This is a genomic window from Serratia sp. NFX21, from assembly GCF_048517035.1.
Lineage (GTDB): Bacteria > Pseudomonadota > Gammaproteobacteria > Enterobacterales > Enterobacteriaceae > Serratia > Serratia quinivorans.
Window position 1 is genome coordinate 764281 of sequence record NZ_CP183196.1, and the last position, 26338, is coordinate 790618.

A 26338-nucleotide genomic window follows, 5' to 3' on the forward strand; every position below is an offset into this window, starting at 1 on the left:
TGAAAACAAATATTAGCCTGGCGTGCCGAATCGAGTAGACTAGGTGAAGGTTCATTTCCGTATAGGTATTTATCGTTATGTCTACTGAAAGCGCGTCATTAAAAAAACACAATACTTTTGCGCTCCCGGTCAACGCAGCGCATCTGGTCATTGCAGAAACAATCGAATTAATGATCAAGGTTTGGCAGAAAACACAGAAGCGTCAAGAGCCGCTACTGGTACTTGGGGAAGGGAGTAACGTCCTGTTTCTTGATGATTTTTCCGGTACGGTAATGATCAATCAATTAAAAGGTATCGACATCCGAGAAGAGAAAGATGCCTGGTTTCTTCACGTTAGCTCTGGTGAGAATTGGCATGGTTTGGTTTGCCGCACTCTGGAAATCGGCATTCCCGGGCTGGAAAACCTGGCGTTAATCCCCGGCCTGGTCGGCTCTGCACCTATTCAGAACATCGGTGCCTATGGTATCGAACTCAAGAGCGTATGTGACTACGTTGATCTATTGGATCTGACTACGGGTGCTATCGATCGCATTGCCGCATCTGACTGTGGCTTTGGTTACCGAGAAAGTATTTTTAAACATCATTTTCAGAAGGGGCATATCATTGTTGGTGTGGGCCTGCGTCTTAGCAAGCAATGGGATCCGATGCTGAATTATGGCGATCTGACAAAGCTGGACCCTGAAACGGTGACACCACGTCAGGTATTTGACTCTGTATGTGCAATGCGCCGCAGCAAATTGCCCGACCCTAAAGTGACGGGTAATGCAGGCAGCTTCTTCAAAAACCCACTGGTTGGCAGTGAAAAAGCCGCTGAGTTGACCACCGAATATCCTGGCATACCGCATTATCCGCAGCAGGATGGTCAGGTGAAGCTGGCTGCAGGCTGGCTGATCGATCAGTGTGGGCTGAAAGGACACCAAATTGGCGGTGCGGCGGTACATAATCAACAGGCGCTTGTGCTGGTTAATACGGATAATGCCACCAGTCAGGATGTGGTGGCGCTGGCACGGCATGTACGTAATACCGTAGCGAAAAAATTCGACGTATGGCTTGAGCCGGAAGTTCGCTTTATCGGTGCGGTTGGTGAGTTGAATGCTGTAGAGGTTCTTTCATGAAGGACACCAAAGTTCCCCTTAAGCTCATTTCTATACTGGCTGATGGCGATTTCCATTCTGGTGAGCATCTTGGCGAGTTGCTGGGCATGAGTCGTGCCGCTATTAATAAACATATCCAGACCATCCGGGAATGGGGTTTGGATGTGTTTACCGTGCCTGGGAAGGGCTATAGCCTGCCGAGCCCGATCCAGTTACTGGATGTTGAATGTATTCTTGACCAACTGGTTGATAAACGTGTCACTGTGCTGCCGGTTGTGGACTCCACAAACCAATATTTGCTGGATCGTATTACCGAACTGCAATCTGGCGATGCCTGTGTTGCTGAGTACCAGCAGGCCGGTCGTGGCCGTCGCGGTCGTCAATGGATCTCACCATTTGGCGCCAATCTGTATCTCTCCATGTTTTGGCGTCTGGATCAGGGGCCTGCAGCCGCAATGGGGCTGAGTCTGGTGATTGGCATCGTGATGGCCGAGGTGCTCAAAGACCTTGGGGCACAAGATGTCAGGGTTAAATGGCCAAACGACTTATACCTTAACGATCGCAAGTTAGCTGGTATCTTGGTCGAATTAACAGGAAAAACCGGTGATGCGGCGCAACTGGTCATTGGTGCCGGTATCAATTTGGCAATGCGTGAAACCAATGCCAATGCGATTAATCAAGGCTGGATAAACCTGCAAGAAGCGGGGATTAATATCGATCGTAATGAATTGGCCGCCACCTTACTCAATGAATTGCGTCAATCGCTGCGGCAATTTGAGATTGATGGTTTAGCGCCATTTATTGCGCGCTGGCGTGCTTTGGACAACTTTATCGATCGGCCGGTTAAACTGTTAATTGGTGAACAACAAATTTTTGGTATAGCACGAGGCATTGATCAACAAGGGGCATTATTGCTCGATCAGGACGGTGTGATTAAACCGTTCATTGGTGGGGAAATCTCTCTACGCAGCGCCGAGTAATTATCATTAAATATAAGGGGCCGGTAGGCCCCTGCTTATAATTAAATTACTTTCTTAAACGTACGTTTTCAACCGCGTGATTAGCACTCTTCGTCATGATCAGACTGGCGCGTTCGCGTGTGGGTAAGATATTTTCTTGTAAATTCAATCCATTAATCTCATTCCATAGTTGAGATGCTATATTTATAGCTTCTGGTTCAGGTAACTTGGAATAGTTATGGAAATAAGAGTCAGGATTGGAAAATGCACCCTGACGGAACTTAAGGAATCTATTGATATACCAGGATTGCAGCAGTTCTTCAGGTGCGTCGACATATATTGAAAAATCAACAAAGTCAGAAACAAATACACGATGCGGATCGTGAGGGTAATCCATTCCGCTCTGTAATACGTTCAGCCCTTCAAGAATAAGAATATCTGGCTGCTCGATGACTTTATTCCCTTCGGGAACAACATCGTAAATCAGATGGGAATAGACCGGAGCGGTCACGCGCTTAGCGCCTGATTTCACTTCAGAAACAAATTTCACCAGGCTGTGCATATCATAAGACTGTGGGAAGCCTTTTTTCTTCATCAGCCCGCGTTCGTTCAACACCTTATTCGGATGCAGGAAACCGTCGGTGGTGATCAACTCAACGCTACGATGTTCCGGCCAACTGCTAAGCAATGCCTGTAGCAAACGTGCCGTGGTACTTTTACCTACGGCAACGCTGCCGGCAATGCCGATAACGTAGGGGATTTTTTGTCCATCGGTACCGAGAAATTGCTCAAGTACGGCCTGACGGCGCAGGTTCGAACTGATATAGAAGTTCAACAATCGGGATAGCGGCAGATAAATCTGTGCTACCTCTTCCAAAGAGAGATCTTCGTTAATCCCTTTCAGTTTAACAATCTCTTCTTCTGACAGTGTCAGCGGCACCGAATCCCGTAACGCAGCCCACTGGGTACGATCGAACTGAAGATAGGGCGTCGCTAAAGATTGATCTCTTTTTATCATAAGCCAAATTCTGCCTGTTAACGCAGGTTGGGAAAGGCGCCGGACGCCAACTCCAGATAATAATCAAGCTGCATATTATAGACAGCTTCGTTTTTGACGTAGACTTTTTTCGCAAAAGTTGGCGATTAGTATGAGTTTATCTCAATTGTGCGAAGCGGCGCGCAGTAGGCGGAAGTCGCTTTCGGCGTATTTTTACTTCAATTCACAGCTTGCCGAATGGGGTGAAACTGCTGTTTAGGTAAAATATGTGGGCGACACTGGCAAAAGAACAATTACAGTGTAGGGAGTGCTGACTGTGATTGATGAATTTTTGCACGCCTTACAGTGTGAATTGCCAGGTAGTGGGCAAAATTGGGCGATTTGTGAGCGAAAGTGCAGTTAACGCAATTTTTTTGTTGCATAGCCCGTCCGGTCTACCTAGAATGCGCTGCACTTGATGCCGGCTTAGCTCAGTTGGTAGAGCAACTGACTTGTAATCAGTAGGTCACCAGTTCGATTCCGGTAGCCGGCACCAATCAAGTCACAATAGTTAAAATCTGGTGGGGTTCCCGAGCGGCCAAAGGGAGCAGACTGTAAATCTGCCGTCACAGACTTCGAAGGTTCGAATCCTTCCCCCACCACCATATCTTGCCTTCGGCAGTTAACTGGCCAGCGATAAACTCGCAACGGTTAAATTGCGGAAGGGGAAGGCGAAAGTCTTCAGCAAGGTTCGAGTTGTGCAGCGCATCGCGCAGCCGGCCCGAAGGGTGAGAGTTAAGCGACGAACAATCCTTCTCCCACCTAAAAATTCTACAGAAAAGTCAGGTAGCCGAGTTCCAGGATGCGGGCATCGTATAATGGCTATTACCTCAGCCTTCCAAGCTGATGATGTGGGTTCGATTCCCACTGCCCGCTCCAAGATGTGCTGATATAGCTCAGTTGGTAGAGCGCACCCTTGGTAAGGGTGAGGTCGGCAGTTCGAATCTGCCTATCAGCACCACTTCTTATAATCTCGCCCCCTGATTTTCTTTCTGTTCTGGATTCAACAGGCAAATGCTTGGTTGATGTGGTGATACCACCGATTTATCCGTGTCTTAGAGGGACAATCGATGTCTAAAGAAAAGTTTGAACGTACAAAACCGCACGTTAACGTCGGTACTATCGGCCACGTTGACCACGGTAAAACTACCCTGACTGCAGCAATCACTACCGTTCTGGCTAAAACCTACGGTGGTTCTGCACGTGCTTTCGACCAGATCGATAACGCGCCAGAAGAAAAAGCTCGTGGTATCACCATCAACACTTCTCACGTTGAATATGACACCCCGACTCGTCACTACGCGCACGTTGACTGCCCAGGGCACGCCGACTACGTTAAAAACATGATCACCGGTGCTGCTCAGATGGACGGCGCTATCCTGGTTGTTGCTGCGACTGACGGCCCTATGCCTCAGACCCGTGAGCACATCCTGCTGGGTCGTCAGGTTGGCGTTCCTTACATCATCGTATTCATGAACAAATGCGACATGGTTGATGATGAAGAGCTGCTGGAACTGGTAGAAATGGAAGTTCGTGAACTTCTGTCTGCTTATGACTTCCCTGGTGATGACCTGCCGGTTGTTCGTGGTTCAGCGCTGAAAGCACTGGAAGGCGAAGCTGAGTGGGAAGCTAAAATCATCGAGCTGGCTGGCTACCTGGATTCTTACATCCCAGAACCAGAGCGTGCTATCGACAAGCCGTTCCTGCTGCCAATCGAAGACGTATTCTCCATCTCCGGCCGTGGTACTGTTGTTACCGGTCGTGTAGAGCGCGGTATCGTTAAAGTTGGCGAAGAAGTTGAAATCGTTGGTATCAAAGACACCGTTAAGTCTACCTGTACTGGCGTTGAAATGTTCCGCAAACTGCTGGACGAAGGCCGTGCTGGTGAGAACGTTGGTGTTCTGCTGCGTGGTATCAAGCGTGAAGACATCGAACGTGGTCAGGTACTGGCTAAACCAGGTTCTATCAAGCCGCACACTCAGTTCGATTCAGAAGTGTACATCCTGAGCAAAGATGAAGGTGGTCGTCATACTCCATTCTTCAAAGGCTACCGTCCACAGTTCTACTTCCGTACCACTGACGTGACCGGTACCATCGAACTGCCAGAAGGCGTTGAGATGGTAATGCCTGGTGACAACGTGAACATGAAAGTCACCTTGATCCACCCTATCGCGATGGACGACGGTCTGCGTTTCGCAATCCGTGAAGGCGGCCGTACTGTTGGCGCTGGTGTTGTTGCCAAAGTTATCGCTTAATCGCTGATAACGTTTGACGCGACACGCGGTAAAAGGGCATCATTTGATGCCCTTTTTCTACGCTGTGAACTAGAACCTATCTCATCAGCGATTTTGCAGTCATAATCATTGGTGAGATGGGCTCTTAAAGCGTATTGACTGAAATACGTCATAGCGTAAAACACCGAAATGCTGCCGAGCAGCATCTGATCGGTTTGGTTTGCCTTGCAGTGCGAGGCAAAGTTGTCTGTTCTGAATTCATTGTGACAGGTTGGTTTATGAGTGCGAATACCGAGGCTCAAGGGAGCGGGCGCGGCCTGGAAACGGCTAAATGGCTTATCGTCGCTGTTCTGTTGGTTGTAGCGATTGTCGGTAACTATTTCTACCGTGATTTCAGCCTGCCATTACGCGCGCTGGCCGTTGTAGTGGTTATCGCTGTTGCAGGCGCTGTGGCGCTGATGACGACCAAAGGCAAAGCCACCGTTGCGTTTGCACGCGAAGCGCGTACTGAAGTACGTAAAGTGATCTGGCCAACTCGTCAGGAAACGCTACATACCACGTTGATCGTTGCCGCGGTAACTGCCGTGATGTCACTGATTCTGTGGGGGCTGGATGGTATTCTGGTCCGTCTGGTATCGTTTATTACTGGCCTGAGGTTCTAAAATGTCTGAAGCTCCAAAAAAACGTTGGTACGTCGTTCAGGCGTTTTCCGGTTTTGAAGGTCGCGTAGCGCAATCGCTGCGTGAATACATCAAACTGCATGATATGGAAGAACTGTTCGGCGAAGTCATGGTTCCTACGGAAGAAGTTGTTGAAATCCGTGGCGGCCAACGTCGTAAAAGTGAACGTAAATTCTTCCCTGGCTATGTACTGGTTCAGATGGTGATGAACGATGCCAGCTGGCACTTGGTACGCAGCGTTCCACGCGTAATGGGTTTCATCGGCGGGACTTCTGACCGTCCGGCGCCGATTAGCGACAAAGAAGTCGATGCGATTATGAACCGCCTGCAGCAGGTTGGTGATAAGCCGCGTCCGAAAACGCTGTTCGAACCGGGTGAATTGGTCCGCGTTAGCGATGGTCCGTTCGCTGACTTCAACGGTGTTGTTGAAGAAGTGGATTACGAGAAGAGTCGCCTGAAAGTTTCCGTTTCCATCTTTGGCCGTGCAACGCCGGTGGAACTGGACTTCGCTCAGGTTGAGAAGGGCTGATCAATTAATCAGCAATAAGTGGCTTTTGCCGCTTGTCAGAGGCGCGAAATTGAACTATAATTTCGCGCCTTTTGTTTTTATAGGCCTTGCTCTTTAGAGTGAGGTGATACACGGGGAGCCTTTTGCGAGGCGTTATTACCCAAACCGAGGAATTGTAAATGGCCAAGAAAGTACAAGCCTACGTTAAGCTGCAAGTTGCAGCCGGTATGGCGAACCCAAGTCCGCCAGTTGGTCCAGCTCTGGGTCAGCAAGGTGTTAACATCATGGAATTCTGTAAGGCGTTCAATGCTAAGACTGACAGCGTTGAGAAAGGTCTGCCGATTCCGGTTGTTATTACTGTTTATTCTGACCGTTCTTTCACTTTCGTTACCAAAACCCCGCCAGCAGCAGTTCTGCTGAAAAAAGCGGCTGGTATCAAGTCTGGTTCAGGCAAGCCGAACAAAGACAAAGTAGGTAAAGTGACAAGTGCTCAGGTACGTGAAATCGCAGAAACCAAAGCTGCGGACATGACTGGTTCCAACGTTGAAGCGATGACTCGCTCCATCGAAGGTACTGCTCGTTCCATGGGCCTGGTAGTGGAGGATTAAGAAATGGCTAAGCTGACCAAGCGCATGCGCGTGATCCGTGACAAAGTTGATGCTACTAAACAGTATGACATCACCGAAGCTGTTGCTCTGCTGAAAGAGCTGGCCACCGCTAAATTCGTAGAAAGCGTTGACGTTGCTGTTAACCTCGGCATCGACGCTCGTAAATCTGACCAAAACGTTCGTGGCGCTACCGTTCTGCCAAACGGCACCGGTCGTTCCGTTCGCGTTGCCGTATTTGCCCAGGGCCCTAACGCTGAAGCAGCTAAAGCTGCTGGCGCAGAGCTGGTAGGTATGGAAGATCTGGCAGACCAGATCAAGAAAGGCGAAATGAACTTCGACGTTGTTATTGCTTCTCCTGATGCAATGCGCGTTGTTGGTCAACTGGGCCAGATCCTGGGTCCACGTGGCCTGATGCCAAACCCGAAAGTGGGTACCGTTACTCCGAACGTTGCTGAAGCTGTGAAAAACGCTAAAGCAGGTCAGGTTCGTTATCGTAACGACAAAAACGGCATCATCCATACCACTATCGGTAAGGTTGATTTCGAGTCAGACAAGCTGAAAGAAAACCTGGAAGCTCTGCTGGTTGCGCTGAAAAAAGCAAAACCATCTCAGGCTAAAGGCGTGTACATCAAGAAAGTTAGCCTCTCCACCACCATGGGTGCTGGCGTTGCTATCGATCAAAGCGGCCTGACTGCTGTAGCGAACTAATCGCCCTGCGATTATCGCTTTGACTTGGGGCGAAGATTTGTCTAGAATCTTATGCCCCAAGGTTTTGCTATTGGCCATAGCCACAGCGAAACAAAGATTTTTCGGTTGGAGCCTGGCCTATCCAGGCCTCCGTCCAAGACCGCAGGTGTATCGAAAGGTACTTAATCCTTCCTGCGTAGACGGTGACAGAGCCTAAAGAAATTTTTTCTTTTTATAAAAGAATAGTCTTTGCTGGATTCTGCTCACCGTGTTTGAACGCTCTCACTGCGTGATTTATCACAAGGTGTTGAGTGATGTGAGTGCCGGGGATTTCCCCCGGCTAAATCCAGGAGCAAAGAGCTAATGGCATTAAATCTTCAAGACAAACAAGCGATTGTTGCTGAAGTCAACGAAGTAGCCAAAGGCGCGCTGTCTGCGGTTGTTGCGGATTCCCGTGGCGTTACCGTTGATAAAATGACTGAACTGCGTAAAGCAGGTCGTGAAGCTGGCGTTTACATGCGTGTTGTTCGTAACACCCTGATGCGTCGCGTAGTTGAAGGCACTCCATTCGAATGCCTGAAAGACACGTTCGTCGGTCCTACCTTGATTGCATTTTCTCATGAACACCCGGGCGCTGCTGCTCGTCTGTTCAAAGATTTCGCGAAAGCGAATGCAAAGTTCGAGATTAAAGCTGCGGCCTTTGAAGGTGAGATGATCCCTGCGGCACAAATTGACCGCTTGGCAACTCTGCCTACTTACGATGAAGCAATCGCACGCCTGATGGCAACCATGAAAGAAGCCGCTGCCGGCAAATTGGTTCGCACTCTGGCTGCACTGCGCGATCAGAAAGAAGCGGCATAAGCCCTTTTTCTTATCCGTTGCTTACGTATTTAAACTATTTCTGAATTTTAGGAACATTTGTTATGTCTATCACTAAAGACCAAATTATCGAAGGCGTTGCAGCTCTGTCTGTAATGGAAATCGTTGAACTGATCGCCGCTATGGAAGAGAAGTTCGGTGTTTCTGCTGCTGCTGTAGCTGCAGGTCCTGCTGCTGCTGCTGAAGCTGTTGAAGAAAAAACTGAATTCGACGTTGTACTGAAAGGTATCGGCGCGAACAAAGTTGCAGTAATCAAAGCAGTACGTGGCGCAACTGGCCTGGGTCTGAAAGAAGCTAAAGACCTGGTTGAGTCTGCACCAGCAGCACTGAAAGAAGGCATCAGCAAAGACGACGCTGAAGCACTGAAAAAAGCTCTGGAAGAAGCTGGCGCTGAAGTTGAAGTTAAATAAGCCACTGCTTTCTGAGTGCAGTCTGTTTTAACTAACAGACTGATGGCTGGTGACTTTTTGGTCACCAGCCTTTTTGCGCTGTAGGGCGTCAGTAGAGTTTCACACTGTTTGGCTACTGGCTAACCCCAATATTTCTTTCTATCGACGACTTAATATATTGCCTTCCCTGCCGCAGCAAAATCTGCCGCACAACGCAACGAAATGATTTAAGCGTGATAGAAACGAGTATTGCGGAGAGTGTTCCCGCTTTCCGGTCGACAAAATGGTGTTGCGTGAACCGTCCTATATCCGGACGGACAATAGGTTCGACTTTCCAGCGAGCTGAGGAACCCTATGGTTTACTCCTATACCGAGAAAAAACGTATTCGTAAGGATTTTGGTAAGCGTCCACAAGTTTTGGACATACCATATCTCCTTTCTATCCAGCTTGATTCGTTCCAGAAGTTTATCGAGCAAGATCCAGAAGGGCAGCACGGCCTAGAAGCCGCCTTCCGTTCTGTTTTCCCTATCCAGAGCTACAGTGGCAATTCGGAGCTGCAATACGTTAGCTACCGTCTTGGTGAGCCGGTCTTCGACGTCAAAGAGTGCCAGATCCGTGGTGTGACGTTCTCTGCACCGCTGCGCGTAAAACTGCGCCTGGTAATCTATGAGCGCGAAGCTCCGGAAGGCACGGTCAAAGACATCAAGGAACAAGAAGTCTATATGGGCGAAATTCCGCTCATGACCGAAAACGGCACCTTTGTGATCAACGGTACTGAGAGGGTTATCGTATCTCAGCTTCACCGTAGTCCTGGCGTATTCTTTGACAGCGATAAGGGTAAAACCCACTCTTCGGGTAAAGTGCTGTATAACGCACGTATCATCCCTTACCGCGGTTCATGGCTGGATTTCGAGTTTGACCCGAAAGACAACCTGTTTGTGCGTATTGACCGTCGCCGTAAATTGCCTGCGACCATCATTCTGCGTGCATTGAACTACACCACTGAGCAGATCCTTGACCTGTTCTTTGCGAAAGTAGTTTACGAGATCCGTGATAACAAGCTGCAGATGGAGCTGGTTCCAGAACGTCTGCGTGGTGAGACTGCTTCGTTTGATATCGAAGCCAACGGCAAGATCTACATTGAGAAAGGCCGTCGTATCACCGCTCGTCATATCCGTCAGCTCGAAAAAGACGAAATTCAGAGTATTGAAGTACCGGTTGAGTACATCGCGGGCAAAGTGGTCGCGAAGGACTATATCGATACCAATACCGGTGAGCTGATCTGCGCAGCCAACATGGAGCTGTCGCTGGATCTGCTGGCCAAACTGAGCCAGTCAGGCCACAAGCGTATCGAAACGCTGTTCACCAACGATCTGGACCACGGTGCGTACATCTCTGAGACTGTACGTGTCGATCCAACCAGCGATCGTTTGAGCGCACTGGTAGAAATCTACCGCATGATGCGTCCTGGTGAGCCGCCAACGCGCGAAGCTGCTGAAAACCTGTTTGAGAACTTGTTCTTCTCTGAAGACCGCTACGATCTGTCTGCGGTTGGTCGTATGAAGTTCAACCGTTCTCTGCTGCGTGACGAGATCGAAGGTTCGGGCATCCTGAGCAAAGACGACATCATCGAAGTGATGAAGAAGCTCATCGGTATCCGTAACGGTAAAGGCGAAGTGGACGATATCGACCACTTGGGCAACCGTCGTATCCGTTCCGTCGGCGAAATGGCTGAGAACCAGTTCCGTGTAGGTCTGGTGCGTGTTGAGCGTGCGGTTAAAGAACGTCTGTCCCTGGGCGATCTGGACACCCTGATGCCACAGGACATGATCAACGCCAAGCCGATTTCGGCGGCGGTGAAAGAGTTCTTCGGCTCCAGCCAGCTGTCTCAGTTTATGGACCAGAACAACCCGTTGTCCGAGATTACGCACAAACGTCGTATCTCTGCATTGGGCCCAGGCGGTCTGACCCGTGAACGTGCCGGCTTTGAAGTTCGAGACGTACACCCGACTCACTACGGTCGCGTGTGCCCAATCGAAACGCCGGAAGGTCCAAACATCGGTCTGATCAACTCCTTGTCCGTGTACGCACAGACCAACGAGTATGGCTTCCTGGAAACTCCGTACCGCCGCGTGCGTGACGGCCTGGTTACCGATGAAATCAACTATCTGTCTGCTATTGAAGAAGGCAACTTCGTTATCGCTCAGGCGAACTCCAACCTGGATGATGACGGCCGCTTCGTAGAAGACCTGGTCACCTGTCGTAGCAAAGGCGAATCAAGCCTGTTCAGCCGCGACCAGGTTGACTATATGGACGTATCAACCCAGCAGGTTGTCTCCGTTGGCGCTTCACTGATTCCATTCCTGGAACACGATGACGCCAACCGTGCATTGATGGGTGCGAACATGCAACGTCAGGCGGTTCCAACCTTGCGTGCTGACAAGCCGCTGGTAGGTACCGGTATGGAACGTGCTGTAGCTGTTGACTCCGGTGTTACTGCCGTAGCTCGACGTGGCGGTGTGATCCAGTACGTGGATGCTTCCCGTATCGTTATTAAAGTTAACGAAGACGAGATGCTCGCGGGCGAAGCAGGTATCGATATTTATAACCTGACCAAGTACACCCGTTCTAACCAGAACACCTGTATCAACCAGATGCCGTGTGTGAATCTGGGTGAGCCAATCGAGCGCGGCGACGTGCTGGCAGATGGCCCGTCCACTGACCTGGGTGAACTGGCGCTGGGCCAGAACATGCGCGTGGCATTCATGCCATGGAACGGCTACAACTTCGAAGACTCCATCTTGGTGTCCGAGCGTGTCGTTCAGGAAGATCGCTTCACTACCATCCACATCCAGGAACTGGCATGTGTGTCTCGCGACACCAAGTTGGGGCCTGAAGAGATCACTGCCGACATCCCTAACGTGGGTGAAGCTGCGCTCTCCAAACTGGATGAGTCCGGTATCGTGTATATCGGTGCTGAAGTGACCGGTGGCGACATTCTGGTTGGTAAGGTAACACCAAAAGGTGAAACCCAGCTGACGCCAGAAGAGAAGCTGCTGCGTGCGATCTTCGGTGAGAAGGCGTCTGACGTTAAAGACTCCTCTCTGCGCGTACCAAACGGCGTTTCCGGTACGATTATCGACGTGCAGGTCTTTACCCGCGATGGCGTGGAAAAAGACAAGCGTGCGTTGGAAATCGAAGAGATGCAGCTGAAGCAGGCGAAAAAAGACCTGACTGAAGAACTGCAGATCCTGGAAGCTGGTCTGTTCGCACGTATTCATGCGGTGCTGGTTGCCGGCGGTGTTGAAGCTGAAAAGCTGAGCAAACTGCCACGCGATCGCTGGCTGGAACTGGGCCTGACCGACGAAGAAAAGCAAAACCAGCTGGAACAGTTGGCAGAGCAGTACGACGAGCTGAAATCCGACTTCGAGAAGAAGCTGGACGCCAAGCGTCGTAAGATCACCCAGGGCGATGATCTGGCACCAGGCGTGCTGAAAATCGTTAAGGTTTATCTGGCTGTTAAGCGTCAGATCCAACCGGGTGACAAGATGGCAGGCCGCCACGGTAACAAGGGTGTTATCTCCAAGATCAACCCGATCGAAGATATGCCTTACGATGAAAACGGCACGCCGGTTGACATCGTACTGAACCCGTTGGGCGTACCATCACGTATGAACATCGGTCAGATCCTGGAAACCCACTTGGGTATGGCTGCGAAAGGCATTGGTGAGAAGATCAACCAAATGCTGAAGCAGCATCAGGAAGTGGCCAAGCTGCGTGAGTTCATTCAGAAGGCTTACGATCTGGGCGACGATGTCTGCCAGAAAGTTGACCTGAACACCTTCACCGACGACGAAGTACTGCGTCTGGCAGAGAACCTGAAAAAAGGTATGCCAATCGCAACGCCGGTGTTTGATGGTGCGAAAGAGAGTGAAATCAAGCAATTGCTGGAAATGGGCGGGATCCCAACCTCGGGTCAGATTACGCTGTTCGATGGCCGTACCGGTGAGCAATTTGAGCGCCAGGTTACCGTTGGCTATATGTACATGCTGAAACTGAACCACTTGGTTGACGATAAAATGCACGCCCGTTCAACCGGTTCTTACAGCTTGGTTACTCAGCAGCCGCTGGGTGGTAAGGCGCAGTTCGGTGGTCAACGCTTCGGTGAGATGGAAGTGTGGGCACTGGAAGCATACGGCGCAGCTTATACCCTGCAGGAAATGCTCACCGTTAAGTCGGATGACGTTAACGGCCGTACCAAGATGTACAAAAACATCGTGGATGGCGATCACCGCATGGAACCAGGCATGCCGGAGTCCTTCAACGTACTGTTGAAAGAAATCCGCTCGCTCGGTATCAACATCGAACTGGAAGGCGAGTAATCGTTTTTCCGGCTCAGGCTCCCGGCCTTAGGGAGCCTGAGGGTGGTTGTTCAGGTCACACGGGCGCGCGATTTGTCAGCGAGCGCCCAACAGGTTTAACTCCGACAGGAGCCAATCCGTGAAAGACTTATTAAAGTTTCTGAAAGCGCAAACCAAGACCGAAGAGTTTGACGCGATCAAGATTGCTCTGGCATCGCCAGACATGATCCGTTCCTGGTCGTTCGGCGAAGTCAAGAAGCCGGAAACCATTAACTACCGTACGTTCAAACCAGAACGTGACGGCCTTTTCTGTGCCCGTATCTTTGGGCCGGTAAAAGACTATGAGTGCCTGTGCGGTAAGTACAAGCGCTTAAAACACCGCGGCGTGATTTGTGAGAAGTGCGGCGTTGAAGTGACCCAGACCAAAGTACGCCGTGAGCGTATGGGGCACATCGAGCTGGCTTCACCAACTGCGCACATCTGGTTCCTGAAATCGCTGCCATCCCGCATCGGTTTGCTGCTGGATATGCCGCTGCGTGACATCGAACGTGTACTGTACTTCGAATCCTATGTGGTTATCGAAGGCGGTATGACTAACCTCGAGCGTCGTCAGATCCTGACTGAAGAGCAGTATCTGGATGCGCTGGAAGAGTTCGGTGATGAATTCGACGCCAAGATGGGTGCGGAAGCTATTCAGGCCCTGTTGAAAAACATGGATCTGGAGCAAGAGTGTGAAACTCTGCGCGAAGAGCTGAACGAAACCAACTCCGAAACCAAGCGTAAGAAGCTGACCAAGCGTATCAAGCTGCTGGAAGCGTTCGTACAGTCTGGCAACAAGCCAGAGTGGATGATCCTGACCGTGCTGCCGGTACTGCCACCGGATCTGCGTCCGCTGGTGCCGTTGGATGGTGGTCGTTTTGCGACTTCAGATCTGAACGATCTGTATCGCCGCGTGATCAACCGTAACAACCGTCTGAAACGCCTGCTGGATCTGGCTGCGCCTGACATCATCGTGCGCAACGAAAAGCGTATGCTGCAAGAAGCGGTAGATGCCCTGCTGGATAACGGCCGTCGCGGTCGTGCGATCACCGGTTCCAACAAGCGTCCTCTGAAATCTTTGGCCGATATGATCAAAGGTAAGCAGGGTCGTTTCCGTCAGAACCTGTTGGGTAAACGTGTTGACTACTCTGGTCGTTCTGTAATCACCGTAGGTCCATACCTGCGTCTGCATCAGTGCGGTCTGCCTAAGAAAATGGCACTGGAGCTGTTCAAACCGTTCATCTACGGCAAGCTGGAGCTGCGTGGCCTGGCCACCACCATCAAAGCCGCCAAGAAAATGGTTGAGCGCGAAGAAGCTGTCGTTTGGGATATCCTGGACGAAGTTATCCGCGAACACCCGGTACTGCTGAACCGTGCACCAACCCTGCACCGTTTGGGTATCCAGGCATTTGAACCGGTTCTGATCGAAGGTAAGGCTATCCAGCTGCACCCGCTGGTTTGTGCGGCATACAACGCCGACTTCGATGGTGACCAAATGGCAGTACACGTTCCACTGACGCTTGAAGCTCAGCTGGAAGCGCGTGCGCTGATGATGTCTACCAACAACATCCTGTCACCAGCGAACGGCGAGCCAATCATCGTTCCTTCTCAGGACGTTGTATTGGGTCTGTACTACATGACCCGTGACTGTGTTAACGCCAAAGGCGAAGGCATGGTGTTGAGTGGCCCGAAAGAAGCGGAGCGTATTTACCGCGCCGGTCTGGCTTCTCTGCATGCGCGTGTCAAAGTGCGTATCACCGAAGAGATCAAAAACACCGAAGGCGAGTCTGTACACCAGACTTCGATCGTCGACACTACCGTTGGTCGCGCCATCCTGTGGATGATCGTACCGCGCGGTCTGCCGTATTCGATCGTTAACCAGCCTTTGGGCAAGAAAGCTATCTCCAAGATGCTGAACACCTGTTACCGCATCCTGGGCCTGAAGCCGACCGTTATCTTTGCTGACCAGATCATGTACACCGGTTTTGCTTACGCTGCCCGTTCAGGCGCGTCAGTAGGTATCGATGACATGGTAATCCCTGCCAAGAAAGCAGAGATCATCGAAGAAGCAGAAACCGAAGTTGCCGAAATCCAGGAGCAGTTCCAGTCTGGTTTGGTTACCGCCGGCGAACGCTACAACAAAGTGATCGATATCTGGGCCGCAGCGAACGAACGTGTTGCCAAGGCAATGATGGAAAACTTGTCTGTTGAAGACGTCGTCAACCGTGACGGTGTTGTTGAACAGCAGGTTTCCTTCAACAGTATCTTTATGATGGCCGACTCCGGTGCGCGTGGTTCTGCAGCACAGATTCGTCAGCTGGCCGGTATGCGTGGCCTGATGGCCAAGCCGGATGGTTCCATCATTGAAACGCCAATCACCGCGAACTTCCGTGAAGGTCTGAACGTACTCCAGTACTTCATCTCCACGCACGGTGCTCGTAAAGGTTTGGCGGATACCGCACTGAAAACGGCTAACTCCGGTTATCTGACCCGTCGTCTGGTTGACGTGGCGCAGGATCTGGTGGTTACCGAGGACGACTGTGGTACTCACAACGGCATCATGATGACTCCGGTTATCGAAGGTGGTGACGTTAAAGAGCCACTGCGCGAACGTGTTCTGGGTCGTGTGACAGCAGAAGATATCATCAAGCCGGGTACGGCTGATATCCTGGTGCCACGTAACACCCTGCTGCACGAGAAGACTTGTGACCTGTTGGAAGAAAACTCTGTCGACAGCGTTAAAGTCCGTTCCGTCGTTAGCTGTGAAACCGACTTTGGTGTGTGTGCAAACTGCTATGGTCGCGACCTGGCACGTGGTCACATCATCAACAAAGGCGAAGCTATCGGCGTTATCGCGGCACAGTCAATCGGTGAGCCGGGTACACAGCTGACGATGCGTACGTTCCACATCGGTGGTGCGGCATCTCGTGCGGCTGCTGAATCCAGCATCCAGGTGAAAAACAAGGGTACTCTGAAGCTGAGCAATGTGAAGTTCGTAATGAACGCCGCAGGCAAGCTGGTGATCACCTCTCGTAACACCGAACTGAAGCTGATCGACGAATTCGGCCGTACTAAAGAACGCTACAAAGTGCCTTACGGTTCCGTGATGGGCAAAGGCGACGGTATGGAAGTTAACGGCGGCGAAACCGTTGCTAACTGGGATCCGCACACCATGCCAGTTATCACCGAAGTGAGTGGTTTCATCCGCTTCGCTGATATGGTTGACGGCCAGACCATTACCCGCCAGACCGACGAACTGACCGGTTTGTCTTCTCTGGTAGTACTGGACAGCGCAGAGCGTACCGGTAGCGGTAAAGACCTGCGTCCGGCACTGAAAATCGTTGATGCCAAAGGCGACGACGTATTGATCCCAGGTACTGATATGCCTGCTCAATACTTCCTGCCAGGTAAAGCGATTGTACAGCTGGAAGACGGCATTCAGATCGGTGCGGGTGATACCCTGGCGCGTATTCCTCAGGAATCCGGCGGTACCAAGGATATTACCGGTGGTCTGCCACGCGTTGCGGATCTGTTCGAAGCACGTCGTCCGAAAGAGCCGGCAATCCTGGCTGAAATCAGCGGGATTATCTCGTTCGGTAAAGAGACCAAAGGCAAGCGTCGCCTGGTAATCTCTCCACTGGACGGCAGCGATGCGTACGAAGAGATGATTCCAAAATGGCGTCAGCTCAACGTGTTCGAAGGTGAAGTTGTGGAACGTGGTGACGTTGTTTCTGACGGCCCAGAATCTCCACACGACATTCTGCGTCTGCGTGGTGTGCATGCGGTTACTCGCTACATCACCAACGAAGTGCAGGAAGTTTACCGTCTGCAAGGCGTTAAGATTAACGATAAACACATTGAAGTTATCGTTCGTCAGATGCTGCGTAAAGGCACCATCGTTAGCGCTGGTGGCACCGAGTTCCTGGAAGGCGAGCAGGCTGAAGTGTCTCGCGTTAAGATTGCCAACCGTCAGCTTGCTGCTGAAGGCAAAATCGAGGCAACCTTCTCACGCGATCTGCTGGGTATCACCAAGGCTTCCTTGGCGACCGAGTCCTTCATCTCCGCAGCATCGTTCCAGGAAACGACGCGCGTTCTGACCGAAGCGGCTGTTGCCGGTAAGCGTGATGAACTGCGTGGCCTGAAAGAGAACGTCATCGTGGGCCGTCTGATCCCAGCCGGTACCGGTTACGCTTATCATCAGGACCGCATGCGCCGTAAAGCACAGGGTGAAACGCCAGTTGTTCCGCAGGTGAGCGCGGAAGAAGCAACGGCTAACCTGGCTGAACTGCTCAATGCAGGCAACCTGGGTGGCGGCAACAACGATTAATCGTTGAATGCGCCTTGGGGTTCGGCATAGCCGGGCCCTGACCAGATAAACCGCTCCTTCGGGGGCGGTTTTTTTTTGCCTGCGAACCGGGCCGGGTGAGGAGTTACAGGGGGCATCAACATTCTGAGGTCCCGGAGTCACGCGGGAGGGTAATCCGACGTGATCCGGGAGAGGATAAGGCGAAACCGTCTGGTAGGTGACGGCTCCGGCTGGCACCGGGTTTGGCAGCCAGCATCGCCACTATAGCGGGGCTGATTTGCCCCGCCAGCGGTGTCGATAGCTTCTGCGCAACGCTTCCCTCGTTTTTTCAACGGCGTTGCAAGGCTTGCAGATTACTGCGGGCTGCGCCCCAGGTAGCCGTCCCAGTCTTTCCACACCGGCTGTAAACCAGCGTCGCTGATGGCTTGTGCCACCTGCTGTGGGGTACGGCCATCGTGCGGTTCAAACTGTTCCAGCTCCGGTGGCACATCGTCGGCATAGCCGCCAGGCTGGGTTTTGGAGCCGGCGCTGACGCTGTTGATCGCCACCGGGATCATATGATCGCGGAAAAACGGTGACTCACGCGTCGACAAAGACAGCTCCACGTCGGGGGCGAACAGCCGGAAGGCACAGATTAGCTGCACCAATTGCGGTTCACTCATGATCGATGCCGGTTCGATACCTCCGGCACAAGGGCGCAGGCGCGGGAATGAAATCGAGTAGCGGCTCTGCCAGTAAGTCTGTTGCAGGTAGAACAGGTGTTCAGCCAGCATGTAGCAGTCGGTACGCCAACTGTTGGAAAGCCCGATCAGGGCCCCGAGGCCGATCTTGTCGATCCCGGCGCGGCCCAGGCGATCCGGTGTGGCCAACCGCCAGTGAAAGTCCTGTTTCTGACCGCGCAGATGATGCTGCAGGTAGGTCGCGGGATGATAGGTTTCCTGATACACCAGCACGCCATCCAACCCCAGAGCCTTTAATTCGGCGTACTCTTGCTGCTCCAGCGGTTGTACTTCCATCATCAGCGAGCTGAAATGGCGGCGGATCGCGGGAACGTGTTGGCGGAAATAGTCCATGCCGACCTTGGTCTGGTGTTCCCCGGTGACCAACAGCAAATGCTCAAAGCCCAACGCCTTAATCGCCAGACACTCGCGTTCGATCTCGGCGGCATCCAGGGTTTTACGCTTGATGCGGTTGCTCATCGAAAAGCCGCAGTAGGTGCAGTCGTTGGCGCACAGATTGGACAGGTACAGCGGCACGTAGAAGCTAACCACGTTGCCAAAACGTTGACGCGTCATCTGCTGCGCACGTTGCGCCAGTGGCTCCAGGTAGGACGCGGCGGCAGGGGAAATCAGTGCCATAAAGTCTTCGCGCGACAGTTTTTCCGCATTCAGCGCATGCTCGACATCACGCGCCGTTTTACTGTTAATACGCAGCGAGATATCGTCCCAATCCAACTGTTGCCAGCGGCTACTGAAATCATCAGCCATCACAATGTCTCCCCTGTCTGGCTGAGAAAAGCGGTCAACGGGCTGGAGGCAACCGCATTACGCTGACTGCTGCCCAATCCCGCCTGACGTGCCAGTTCGCCGGCCTCAAGTGCCAGGCGAAAAGCCCGAGCCATCTGCACCGGGTCGCGCGCCACGGCGATTGCAGTATTCACCAACACGGCATCGGCACCCAGTTCCATGGCTTCCAGCGCATGGCTTGGCGCACCGATGCCGGCGTCGACCACCACCGGCACCCTGGCCTGCTCGATAATGATCTCCAGGAAGTCGCGGGTGCGCAGCCCACGGTTGGAACCAATAGGCGCGCCCAGCGGCATGACCGCGGCACAGCCCGCTTCCTCCAGGCGTTTACACAACACCGGATCGGCACCGCAGTAAGGCAGCACCACAAAACCTTCTTTCACCAATATTTCTGCCGCCTTTAGGGTTTCGATCGGGTCCGGCAGCAGGTATTTCACATCGGGATGGATTTCCAGTTTCACCCAGTGGGTGCCAAGCGCCTCACGGGCCAACCGGGCGGCGAACACCGCTTCTGCCGCGGTCTTGGCGCCGGAAGTATTCGGCAACAGGCGTACGCCCAGTTGTTGCAGCGGCGCCAGAATGGCGTCATTACCGCCGCGCAGGTCAACACGCTTCATTGCCATGGTGACCAGCTGCGAGCCGGAGGCCTGTAATGCCTCCAGCATCAGCGTTGGGGTGGCGAATTTACCGGTGCCGGTAAACAGGCGTGAGGTAAAAGTGGTATCGGCGATTTGTAGCATGTCAGCCTCCGGCGATCGCTTGAAACAGCAGAATGTCATCGCCGTCTTGCACCAGGTGATTAGCCCAGTCAGTGCGCGGGATGATGATTTGGTTGATAGCCAGTGCCGTGCCCGGCTGGTGGCGTTCCAGTTGCTCGAGCAGGGCGCTGACGCTCAGCGGTTGTGCCAGTTCCAGCGGCTGGTCATTAAGCCGAATTTTCATGCTGTCCCTCCGCACGCCGGACAGGTGCTGGCCTGACTGAGTTGCAAGGTGCTCCAGCTTTGTTGTTTACCGTCGAACAGCCGCAGTTTGCCGCTGATGGCGGAAGGCAGGCCCGCCAGCATTTTTATCGCTTCCAGCGCTTGCAGGGTGCCAATGACGCCGACCACCGGGCCGAGTACGCCAGCGGTACGGCAGTTGCGTTGGGGTTCAGTTTGTTCCGGATACAGGCAGGCATAGCAGCCGTGGGCATAGGGAGGTTCTATCACCAGCAGCTGACCGCTGAAACCCACCGCACTGCCGCTGATCAGCGGTTTACCGGCCTGGATGCAGGCGGCGTTCACCGCATGGCGGGTTTCCATGTTATCGCTACAGTCCAAAATTAAATCGGCGCGTTGTACGGCGCGCTGTAACACTTCCCCCTGCAGACGCTGTTCCAGCGCAATGGATTCGACCATCGGGTTCAGCGCCTGTAGCTGGTGCTTTGCCAGGGCGGCTTTGCTTTGGGAAACGTCGCTGCTGCGATAGAGGATCTGACGCTGCAAATTGGTGACGTGCAGCCTATCGTCATCGGCCAGCAGCAGGGTGCCGACACCGGCGGCGGCCAGATAAAGCGAGGCGGGGGAGCCTAACCCCCCCAACCCGACGATCAGTACCGTCGACTGTTTTAGTTTCTCTTGGCCTGCGGGGCCGATGTCTTCCAGCAGCAACTGGCGGCTGTAGCGCAGGAATTCTTGATCGTTCAGCATGGCATCACTCCTTGCCTTCGATCAGTTGCAGCAGTTGTGCAGTCGCTGCGCGCCAGTCCGGGGCCTGGGTAATGGCGCTGACCACGGCGACGCTACCGACGCCACAATCCAGCACTGCCGCCACGCGATCGATACTGATCCCGCCGATCGCCACCGTTGGGTAGTCACTCAGCCCGGCGATATGGCGTTTCAGCTCCACCAGACCCTGTGGGGCAGAAGGCATGTCTTTGGTTTGCGTCGGAAAAATATGCCCCAGTGCGATATAGGAAGGTTTTACCGCAATGGCGCGGGCCAGTTCACTATCGTCATGAGTGGAAACCCCCAAACGTAGCCCGGCGCGGTGAATGGCGGCCAGATCGGTAGTGTCCAAATCCTCCTGGCCGAGATGTACGCCATAGGCACCGTGCTTAATCGCCAGTTGCCAGTAGTCGTTGATAAACAATCGGGCGTCGTAGCGCTTGCCGAGGGCAATAGCGGCGGCAATGTCGTCCTCGACCTGTTCATCCGGCAGATCCTTAATCCGCAGTTGAAGGGTAGTGACGCCTGCGTCCAGCAAACGGGCAATCCATTCAACGCTGTCGACTACCGGGTATAACCCCAACTTGTGAGGCGTGGCGGGGAAGGGCGTGGTGATATCAGTCATTGCTCAATTCCTCTTGCAGGTTACCGGCGCTGTGGTACAGCTCGCTGCCGCGTGAGCGGAACTCGGCCGACATCTTTTCCATGCCGGTTAGCTGCACTGCTATCGGTTTGGCCGCTTCTTGCGCGGCGGCATAGTCGCGAACTTCCTGCGAAATTTTCATCGAGCAGAATTTTGGCCCGCACATAGAGCAGAAGTGGGCGATTTTGCCGGACTCCTGCGGCAGGGTTTCGTCGTGATAAGCGCGAGCAGTGGCTGGATCAAGCGCCAGATTGAACTGATCTTCCCAGCGGAATTCGAAGCGCGCCTTGGACATGGCGTTATCGCGGATTTGCGCACCGGGGTGGCCTTTTGCCAGGTCGGCGGCGTGAGCGGCAATTTTGTAGGTGATCAGCCCCTGCTTGACGTCCTCTTTGTTCGGCAGCCCGAGATGCTCCTTTGGCGTGACGTAACACAGCATGGCGCAGCCGAACCAGCCGATCATCGCGGCCCCGATGCCGGAGGTAAAGTGGTCATAACCCGGAGCGATATCGGTGGTCAGTGGGCCAAGAGTATAGAATGGTGCTTCGTGGCAGTGCTCCAGCTCCTCGGTCATGTTGCGGCGGATCATCTGCATCGGCACGTGGCCAGGGCCTTCGATCATCACCTGCACATCATATTCCCAGGCAATTTTGGTCAACTCACCCAAAGTGTGCAGTTCGGCGAACTGTGCCTCGTCGTTGGCGTCCTGAATTGAGCCCGGCCGCAGGCCGTCGCCGAGGGAAAGAGAAACGTCATAGGCGGCGCAAATCTCACAGATTTCGCGGAAGTGCTGGTACAGGAAGTTTTCCTGATGATGTGACAGGCACCATTTGGCCATGATCGAACCGCCGCGGGAAACGATGCCGGTCAGGCGTTTGGCGGTCATCGGCACGTAGCGCAGCAGCACGCCGGCGTGAATGGTGAAGTAGTCAACCCCTTGCTCCGCCTGCTCCAGCAGCGTATCGCGGAACATTTCCCAGGTGAGGTTTTCCGCCACGCCGTTCACCTTTTCCAGCGCCTGATAGATAGGCACCGTGCCAATTGGCACCGGGCTGTTACGCAGGATCCATTCGCGGGTTTCGTGGATATAGCGGCCGGTAGACAGATCCATCACGGTATCCGCGCCCCAGCGGGTGGACCACACCAGTTTCTCGACCTCTTCCTCGATCGAGGAGGTCACCGCCGAGTTGCCGATGTTGGCGTTAACCTTCACCAGGAAGTTACGGCCGATGATCATCGGTTCGGATTCCGGGTGGTTGATATTGGCGGGGATGATGGCGCGCCCTGCGGCGACTTCCTGGCGAACGAATTCCGGCGTGATATTCTCCGGCAGGTTGGCCCCCCAACTTTGGCCAGGATGCTGGTGGCGTAATACCTCGCCACGGATGCGCTCGCGCCCCATGTTTTCGCGAATGGCGATAAATTCCATTTCCGGGGTGACGGTGCCGGCACGCGCGTAGTGCAACTGGGTCACGCGTTTGCCCGGTTGTGCCTTGCGCGGCAACGGCAGATGTTCAAAGCGCAGGTGATCCAGGCCTTCATCGGCCAGGCGCTGCTGGGTGAAACCTGAACTGACGCCCTTGAGCGCTTCGGTATCACCGCGTTCAGCGATCCAACCGGCGCGTAGCTTCGCCAGGCCGCTATGCACGTTGAGTTCTGATTGGGGATCACCGTAAGGGCCGGCAGTGTCGTACACCGGAATCGCTTCGTTTGGCTCGTACTTCGGGTTGTCCTTATCGCCACCGATCAGCGTCGGGCTGAGCTGAATTTCACGCATTGGCACCTGCAGGTCACTACGTGAGCCCTGCAGATAGATCCGGCGTGAGTTGGGGAAGGAAACGCCTTGCAGGGTGTTGATAAACTGCTGGGCTTCTTCGCGTTGCTCTTTACGAGCGCGGGGTTTGTTAACGTTAGACATAGCAAGTTCCTACCAGTGTGTTGGGTTGGGAAAGTTGCTTGTCTGGAGCTCGGAGGGAGTAATGATGCTGGCCGGCAAAGCAGGATTATCCCAAATCGGGGTCACCTGCCTGTGGCGATAGATTACTCTTGTTCCCTTCGCGGGTATTAACCCGATCAGGTTCCGCGGATCCCGAATTAACGGTCTCAGCCTGGCCAATTTGATGAACAAATCAGGCGCTAGGCACTCCGACAAGATGCCCTCCAGTATAGGAGGGATAATAAAAAAGACTACAAAATTTTAGCCGGCTGGATCCAGCGTTTTGTCCGGCTCAGCCTGCTGCCAGGTTTCAGCCGCCAGTTGGATCAGCCTGTCTTCAAGGGTAAAACGAGCCGCCAGCGTTTCACCGATATCGGATAACGCCTGATGTAATTCCAGACACAGGTCCTGATCGATATCCACTTCGGTATAGCGATCGTGGAAAGCCATGATCTGCTCGGTATTGGCCCACAGCTTGGGATAGATGTTGACCGCCAGAGACATTTTCGGACTGGATGCGCCTTCCACTTGCTTGATTATTCTGTCATAGATATGAAAATGGCCGGCGGAGAGATAATCCACCAGATTATGGCAAAAGTTCTCCAGCGCTTTTTCATTCAGCGGCGTATGCTTTTCTTTGTTAGGTTTAATGCCCACCAGGGCACAATAGGCGACCAGCAACTGCTTGCGTGCCTGAAGCCATTGATCTACTAATTCATTACTACCACCAACGCGCTGAGTCAGGCTTTCCAAACGGTTGAGCATGTTTGACTCCGTAAGTAATAAAACGTAACAGTAAGTTATTAAAATGTAACAAGGCCGATTTGTAGAGTGCCAGTGAAGCTGAGGTTGTGCAACAACGATATGGAACTTGCATTAACGGGTAATGAAAATGGCTGGTGGATCGTCAGCCATGAAAGCAAACTTTGGTTACCGAACGGTGAATTGCCGTGCGGTTTGGCCGCGTCATTTTCCCTGCTGGGAAGAATGGCTCGTGTTATTGGCGAATGGGAAGGATTGCCGGTCTGGCTGGTGCGCCACGCAATGCCGCAGGAGATGGGATCGGTACGCCAACTGTTAGAACTGGATCGCGGGCTGTTCCAGCTTGCCGGACGGGGCGTACAACTGGCCGAGTTTTACCGTTCCCATCGCTACTGCGGTTACTGCGGCCATGAAATGCATCTCAGCCGCACCGAAAGTGCCTGCCTGTGCGGTCACTGCCGGGAGCGCTACTACCCGCAGATCGCCCCCTGCGTGATCGTTGCCATTCGGCGTGACGATGAGATCCTGCTGGCACAACATGTGCGCCATCGCGGCGGTATTCATACCGTACTGGCCGGCTTTGTCGAGGTTGGCGAAACGCTGGAGCAGGCGGCCGCACGCGAGGTGATGGAAGAAAGTAATATTGAAATCAAAAACCTGCGTTATGTCACCTCACAACCCTGGCCGTTCCCGCACTCGTTGATGATGGCCTTTATGGCCGATTACCACCGCGGCGAGATCCGCCACGATCCGAAAGAGCTGCTTAACGCCGGTTGGTACCGCTACGATCGGTTGCCGCTATTACCGCCGCCCGGCACGGTAGCGCGTCGCCTGATAGAGGACACCGTAGCCTTATGCCGTGAGCAATAAATCGCTACAATACCGGCAGATGAATAAGGGAGCCCCATAAATGAATGAGTTGAAGAACGATCGCTACCTGCGCGCACTGCTGCGTCAGCCGGTGGATGTGACCCCTGTATGGATGATGCGTCAGGCCGGTCGTTATTTGCCGGAGTACAAGGCCACCCGCGCCCAGGCCGGGGATTTCATGTCGCTATGCAAGAACGCGGAGCTGGCTTGTGAAGTCACGCTGCAGCCGCTGCGCCGTTTCCCACTGGACGCGGCGATCCTGTTCTCCGATATCCTCACCATTCCCGATGCCATGGGGCTGGGCCTGTATTTCGAAACCGGTGAAGGTCCGCGTTTCTCCTCGCCTATCACCAGTCGTGCCGATGTCGACAAGCTACCGGCGTTCGACCCGGAAGTGGAGCTGGGTTATGTGATGAACGCAGTGCGTACCATCCGTCGCGAGCTGAAGGGCGAAGTGCCGCTGATCGGTTTCTCAGGCAGTCCGTGGACGCTGGCGACCTATATGGTGGAAGGCGGTAGCAGCAAGGCCTTCACCAAACTGAAAAAAATGATGTACGCCGAGCCGGCGACGTTGCACCTGCTGTTGGATAAGCTGGCAGACAGCGTCATTCTGTATCTTAACGCCCAGATTAAAGCCGGCGCGCAGTCGGTGATGGTGTTCGATACCTGGGGCGGCGTGCTGACCGGTCGTGACTACCGCGAGTTCTCACTGCATTACATGCACAAGATTGTTGACGGCCTGCTGCGTGAAAACGACGGCCGCCGTGTGCCGGTCACGCTGTTCACCAAAGGTGGCGGCCAGTGGCTGGAGGCGATGGCGGCAACCGGTTGTGACGCACTGGGTCTTGACTGGACGACCGATATTGCCGATGCACGCCGCCGCGTGGGCGACAAAGTGGCATTGCAGGGCAACATGGACCCTTCGATGCTGTATGCGTCACCGGAGCGCATCGGCCAGGAAGTGGAAACCATTCTGGCCGGTTTCGGCCACGGCGAAGGGCATGTGTTCAACCTGGGCCACGGTATTCATCAGGACGTGCCGCCGGAGAACGCCGGTGCCTTTGTTGAAGCCGTCCACGCGCAGTCGGGGAAATACCATCGTTAAGGATTGGAT

Annotated in this window: 21 protein-coding genes, 4 tRNA genes, 1 other RNA gene and 1 riboswitch; of the genes, 18 read left to right on the plus strand and 8 right to left on the minus strand. The window is 53.4% G+C overall.

What is annotated here, in order from left to right; translation table 11 throughout:
• Positions 1-77: 77 nt before the first annotated feature.
• Both murB and birA read left to right on the plus strand, forming a co-directional pair.
• Complete coding sequence (gene murB / locus ACNT1W_RS03550; RefSeq protein WP_329911770.1) at positions 78-1115, plus strand: UDP-N-acetylmuramate dehydrogenase; 1038 nt, start codon at positions 78-80, stop codon at positions 1113-1115.
• Entirely contained in the window at positions 1112-2074 is a 963-nt protein-coding gene (birA, locus tag ACNT1W_RS03555; protein WP_012004737.1) for a bifunctional biotin--[acetyl-CoA-carboxylase] ligase/biotin operon repressor BirA, read from the plus strand. The genes murB and birA overlap by 4 nt, the downstream gene beginning before the upstream one ends.
• A 46-nt stretch (positions 2075-2120) precedes the next feature.
• Here the strand turns inward: birA and coaA are convergent, their stop codons facing one another.
• Complete coding sequence (gene coaA / locus ACNT1W_RS03560) at positions 2121-3071, minus strand: type I pantothenate kinase (protein ID WP_012004738.1); 951 nt, start codon at positions 3069-3071, stop codon at positions 2121-2123.
• Positions 3072-3509: 438 nt separating this feature from the next.
• On the opposite strand from coaA, the gene ACNT1W_RS03565 reads away from it, so the two are divergent.
• From ACNT1W_RS03565 to rpoC, 14 genes are all read left to right on the plus strand, one after another.
• Positions 3510-3585, plus strand: a tRNA-Thr gene (locus ACNT1W_RS03565).
• A 24-nt stretch (positions 3586-3609) separates the two neighbouring features.
• A tRNA-Tyr gene (locus tag ACNT1W_RS03570) sits at positions 3610-3694 on the plus strand.
• A gap of 46 nt (positions 3695-3740) precedes the next feature.
• A non-coding RNA gene (locus ACNT1W_RS03575) (RtT sRNA) lies at positions 3741-3856 on the plus strand.
• 37 nt (positions 3857-3893) lie between these two features.
• Positions 3894-3968, plus strand: a tRNA-Gly gene (locus tag ACNT1W_RS03580).
• A gap of 6 nt (positions 3969-3974) precedes the next feature.
• Positions 3975-4050, plus strand: a tRNA-Thr gene (locus tag ACNT1W_RS03585).
• 109 nt (positions 4051-4159) lie between these two features.
• Entirely contained in the window at positions 4160-5344 is a 1185-nt protein-coding gene (gene tuf / locus ACNT1W_RS03590; protein WP_017891327.1) for an elongation factor Tu, read from the plus strand.
• Positions 5345-5601: 257 nt separating this feature from the next.
• The gene (secE, locus tag ACNT1W_RS03595; protein ID WP_012004740.1) at positions 5602-5985 is read left to right on the plus strand and encodes a preprotein translocase subunit SecE; all 384 of its coding nucleotides are present in this window, start codon (positions 5602-5604) and stop codon (positions 5983-5985) included.
• A gap of 1 nt (position 5986) precedes the next feature.
• Positions 5987-6532, plus strand: a complete 546-nt coding sequence (gene nusG / locus ACNT1W_RS03600; protein WP_012004741.1) for a transcription termination/antitermination protein NusG — start codon at positions 5987-5989, stop codon at positions 6530-6532.
• Between the two features lie 158 nt (positions 6533-6690).
• The gene (rplK, locus tag ACNT1W_RS03605; RefSeq protein WP_006323135.1) at positions 6691-7119 is read left to right on the plus strand and encodes a 50S ribosomal protein L11; all 429 of its coding nucleotides are present in this window, start codon (positions 6691-6693) and stop codon (positions 7117-7119) included.
• Between the two features lie 3 nt (positions 7120-7122).
• Entirely contained in the window at positions 7123-7827 is a 705-nt protein-coding gene (gene rplA, locus ACNT1W_RS03610) for a 50S ribosomal protein L1 (RefSeq protein ID WP_012004742.1), read from the plus strand.
• 342 nt (positions 7828-8169) lie between these two features.
• Entirely contained in the window at positions 8170-8667 is a 498-nt protein-coding gene (rplJ, locus tag ACNT1W_RS03615) for a 50S ribosomal protein L10 (protein WP_004953935.1), read from the plus strand.
• Positions 8668-8729: 62 nt separating this feature from the next.
• Positions 8730-9095, plus strand: coding sequence for a 50S ribosomal protein L7/L12 (gene rplL, locus ACNT1W_RS03620; RefSeq protein WP_012004743.1), 366 nt, complete (start codon positions 8730-8732; stop codon positions 9093-9095).
• A 333-nt stretch (positions 9096-9428) separates the two neighbouring features.
• Complete coding sequence (rpoB, locus tag ACNT1W_RS03625; RefSeq protein WP_012004744.1) at positions 9429-13457, plus strand: DNA-directed RNA polymerase subunit beta; 4029 nt, start codon at positions 9429-9431, stop codon at positions 13455-13457.
• Between the two features lie 118 nt (positions 13458-13575).
• On the plus strand, positions 13576-17802 hold the full coding sequence (rpoC, locus tag ACNT1W_RS03630) for a DNA-directed RNA polymerase subunit beta' (protein WP_012004745.1): 4227 nt from the start codon (positions 13576-13578) through the stop codon (positions 17800-17802).
• Between the two features lie 332 nt (positions 17803-18134).
• On the opposite strand, the gene thiH is transcribed toward rpoC, so the two are convergent.
• The 7 genes from thiH to ACNT1W_RS03665 all read right to left on the minus strand — a co-directional run bounded on the left by thiH (position 18135) and on the right by ACNT1W_RS03665 (position 24357).
• Positions 18135-19268 (minus strand): 2-iminoacetate synthase ThiH, encoded by a 1134-nt coding sequence (thiH, locus tag ACNT1W_RS03635; RefSeq protein ID WP_017891328.1) that lies wholly within the window; start codon positions 19266-19268, stop codon positions 18135-18137.
• Positions 19268-20047, minus strand: a complete 780-nt coding sequence (locus ACNT1W_RS03640; RefSeq protein ID WP_012004747.1) for a thiazole synthase — start codon at positions 20045-20047, stop codon at positions 19268-19270. The genes thiH and ACNT1W_RS03640 overlap by 1 nt, the downstream gene beginning before the upstream one ends.
• Position 20048: 1 nt before the next feature.
• Positions 20049-20249 carry a sulfur carrier protein ThiS gene (thiS, locus tag ACNT1W_RS03645; RefSeq protein ID WP_419246422.1) on the minus strand — a complete coding sequence of 67 codons (201 nt, stop codon included), beginning with the start codon at positions 20247-20249 and terminating at the stop codon, positions 20049-20051.
• Positions 20246-20995: a HesA/MoeB/ThiF family protein gene (locus ACNT1W_RS03650; protein ID WP_411228372.1), complete on the minus strand. Its 750-nt coding sequence runs from the start codon at positions 20993-20995 to the stop codon at positions 20246-20248. The genes thiS and ACNT1W_RS03650 overlap by 4 nt, the downstream gene beginning before the upstream one ends.
• 4 nt (positions 20996-20999) lie before the next feature.
• Positions 21000-21638, minus strand: coding sequence for a thiamine phosphate synthase (thiE, locus tag ACNT1W_RS03655; protein ID WP_012004750.1), 639 nt, complete (start codon positions 21636-21638; stop codon positions 21000-21002).
• Positions 21631-23574, minus strand: coding sequence for a phosphomethylpyrimidine synthase ThiC (thiC, locus tag ACNT1W_RS03660; RefSeq protein WP_259191906.1), 1944 nt, complete (start codon positions 23572-23574; stop codon positions 21631-21633). The genes thiE and thiC overlap by 8 nt, the downstream gene beginning before the upstream one ends.
• Positions 23575-23689: 115 nt before the next feature.
• Positions 23690-23814, minus strand: a riboswitch (TPP riboswitch).
• Positions 23815-23853: 39 nt separating this feature from the next.
• Entirely contained in the window at positions 23854-24357 is a 504-nt protein-coding gene (locus ACNT1W_RS03665) for an Rsd/AlgQ family anti-sigma factor (RefSeq protein ID WP_012004752.1), read from the minus strand.
• Positions 24358-24456: 99 nt separating this feature from the next.
• On the opposite strand from ACNT1W_RS03665, the gene nudC reads away from it, so the two are divergent.
• A complete protein-coding gene (nudC, locus tag ACNT1W_RS03670; RefSeq protein ID WP_012004753.1) occupies positions 24457-25224 on the plus strand; it encodes an NAD(+) diphosphatase in 768 nt (255 codons plus the stop codon).
• A 40-nt stretch (positions 25225-25264) separates the two neighbouring features.
• A complete protein-coding gene (gene hemE / locus ACNT1W_RS03675) occupies positions 25265-26329 on the plus strand; it encodes a uroporphyrinogen decarboxylase (RefSeq protein WP_261100580.1) in 1065 nt (354 codons plus the stop codon).
• The last annotated feature ends 9 nt before the right edge of the window (positions 26330-26338 follow it).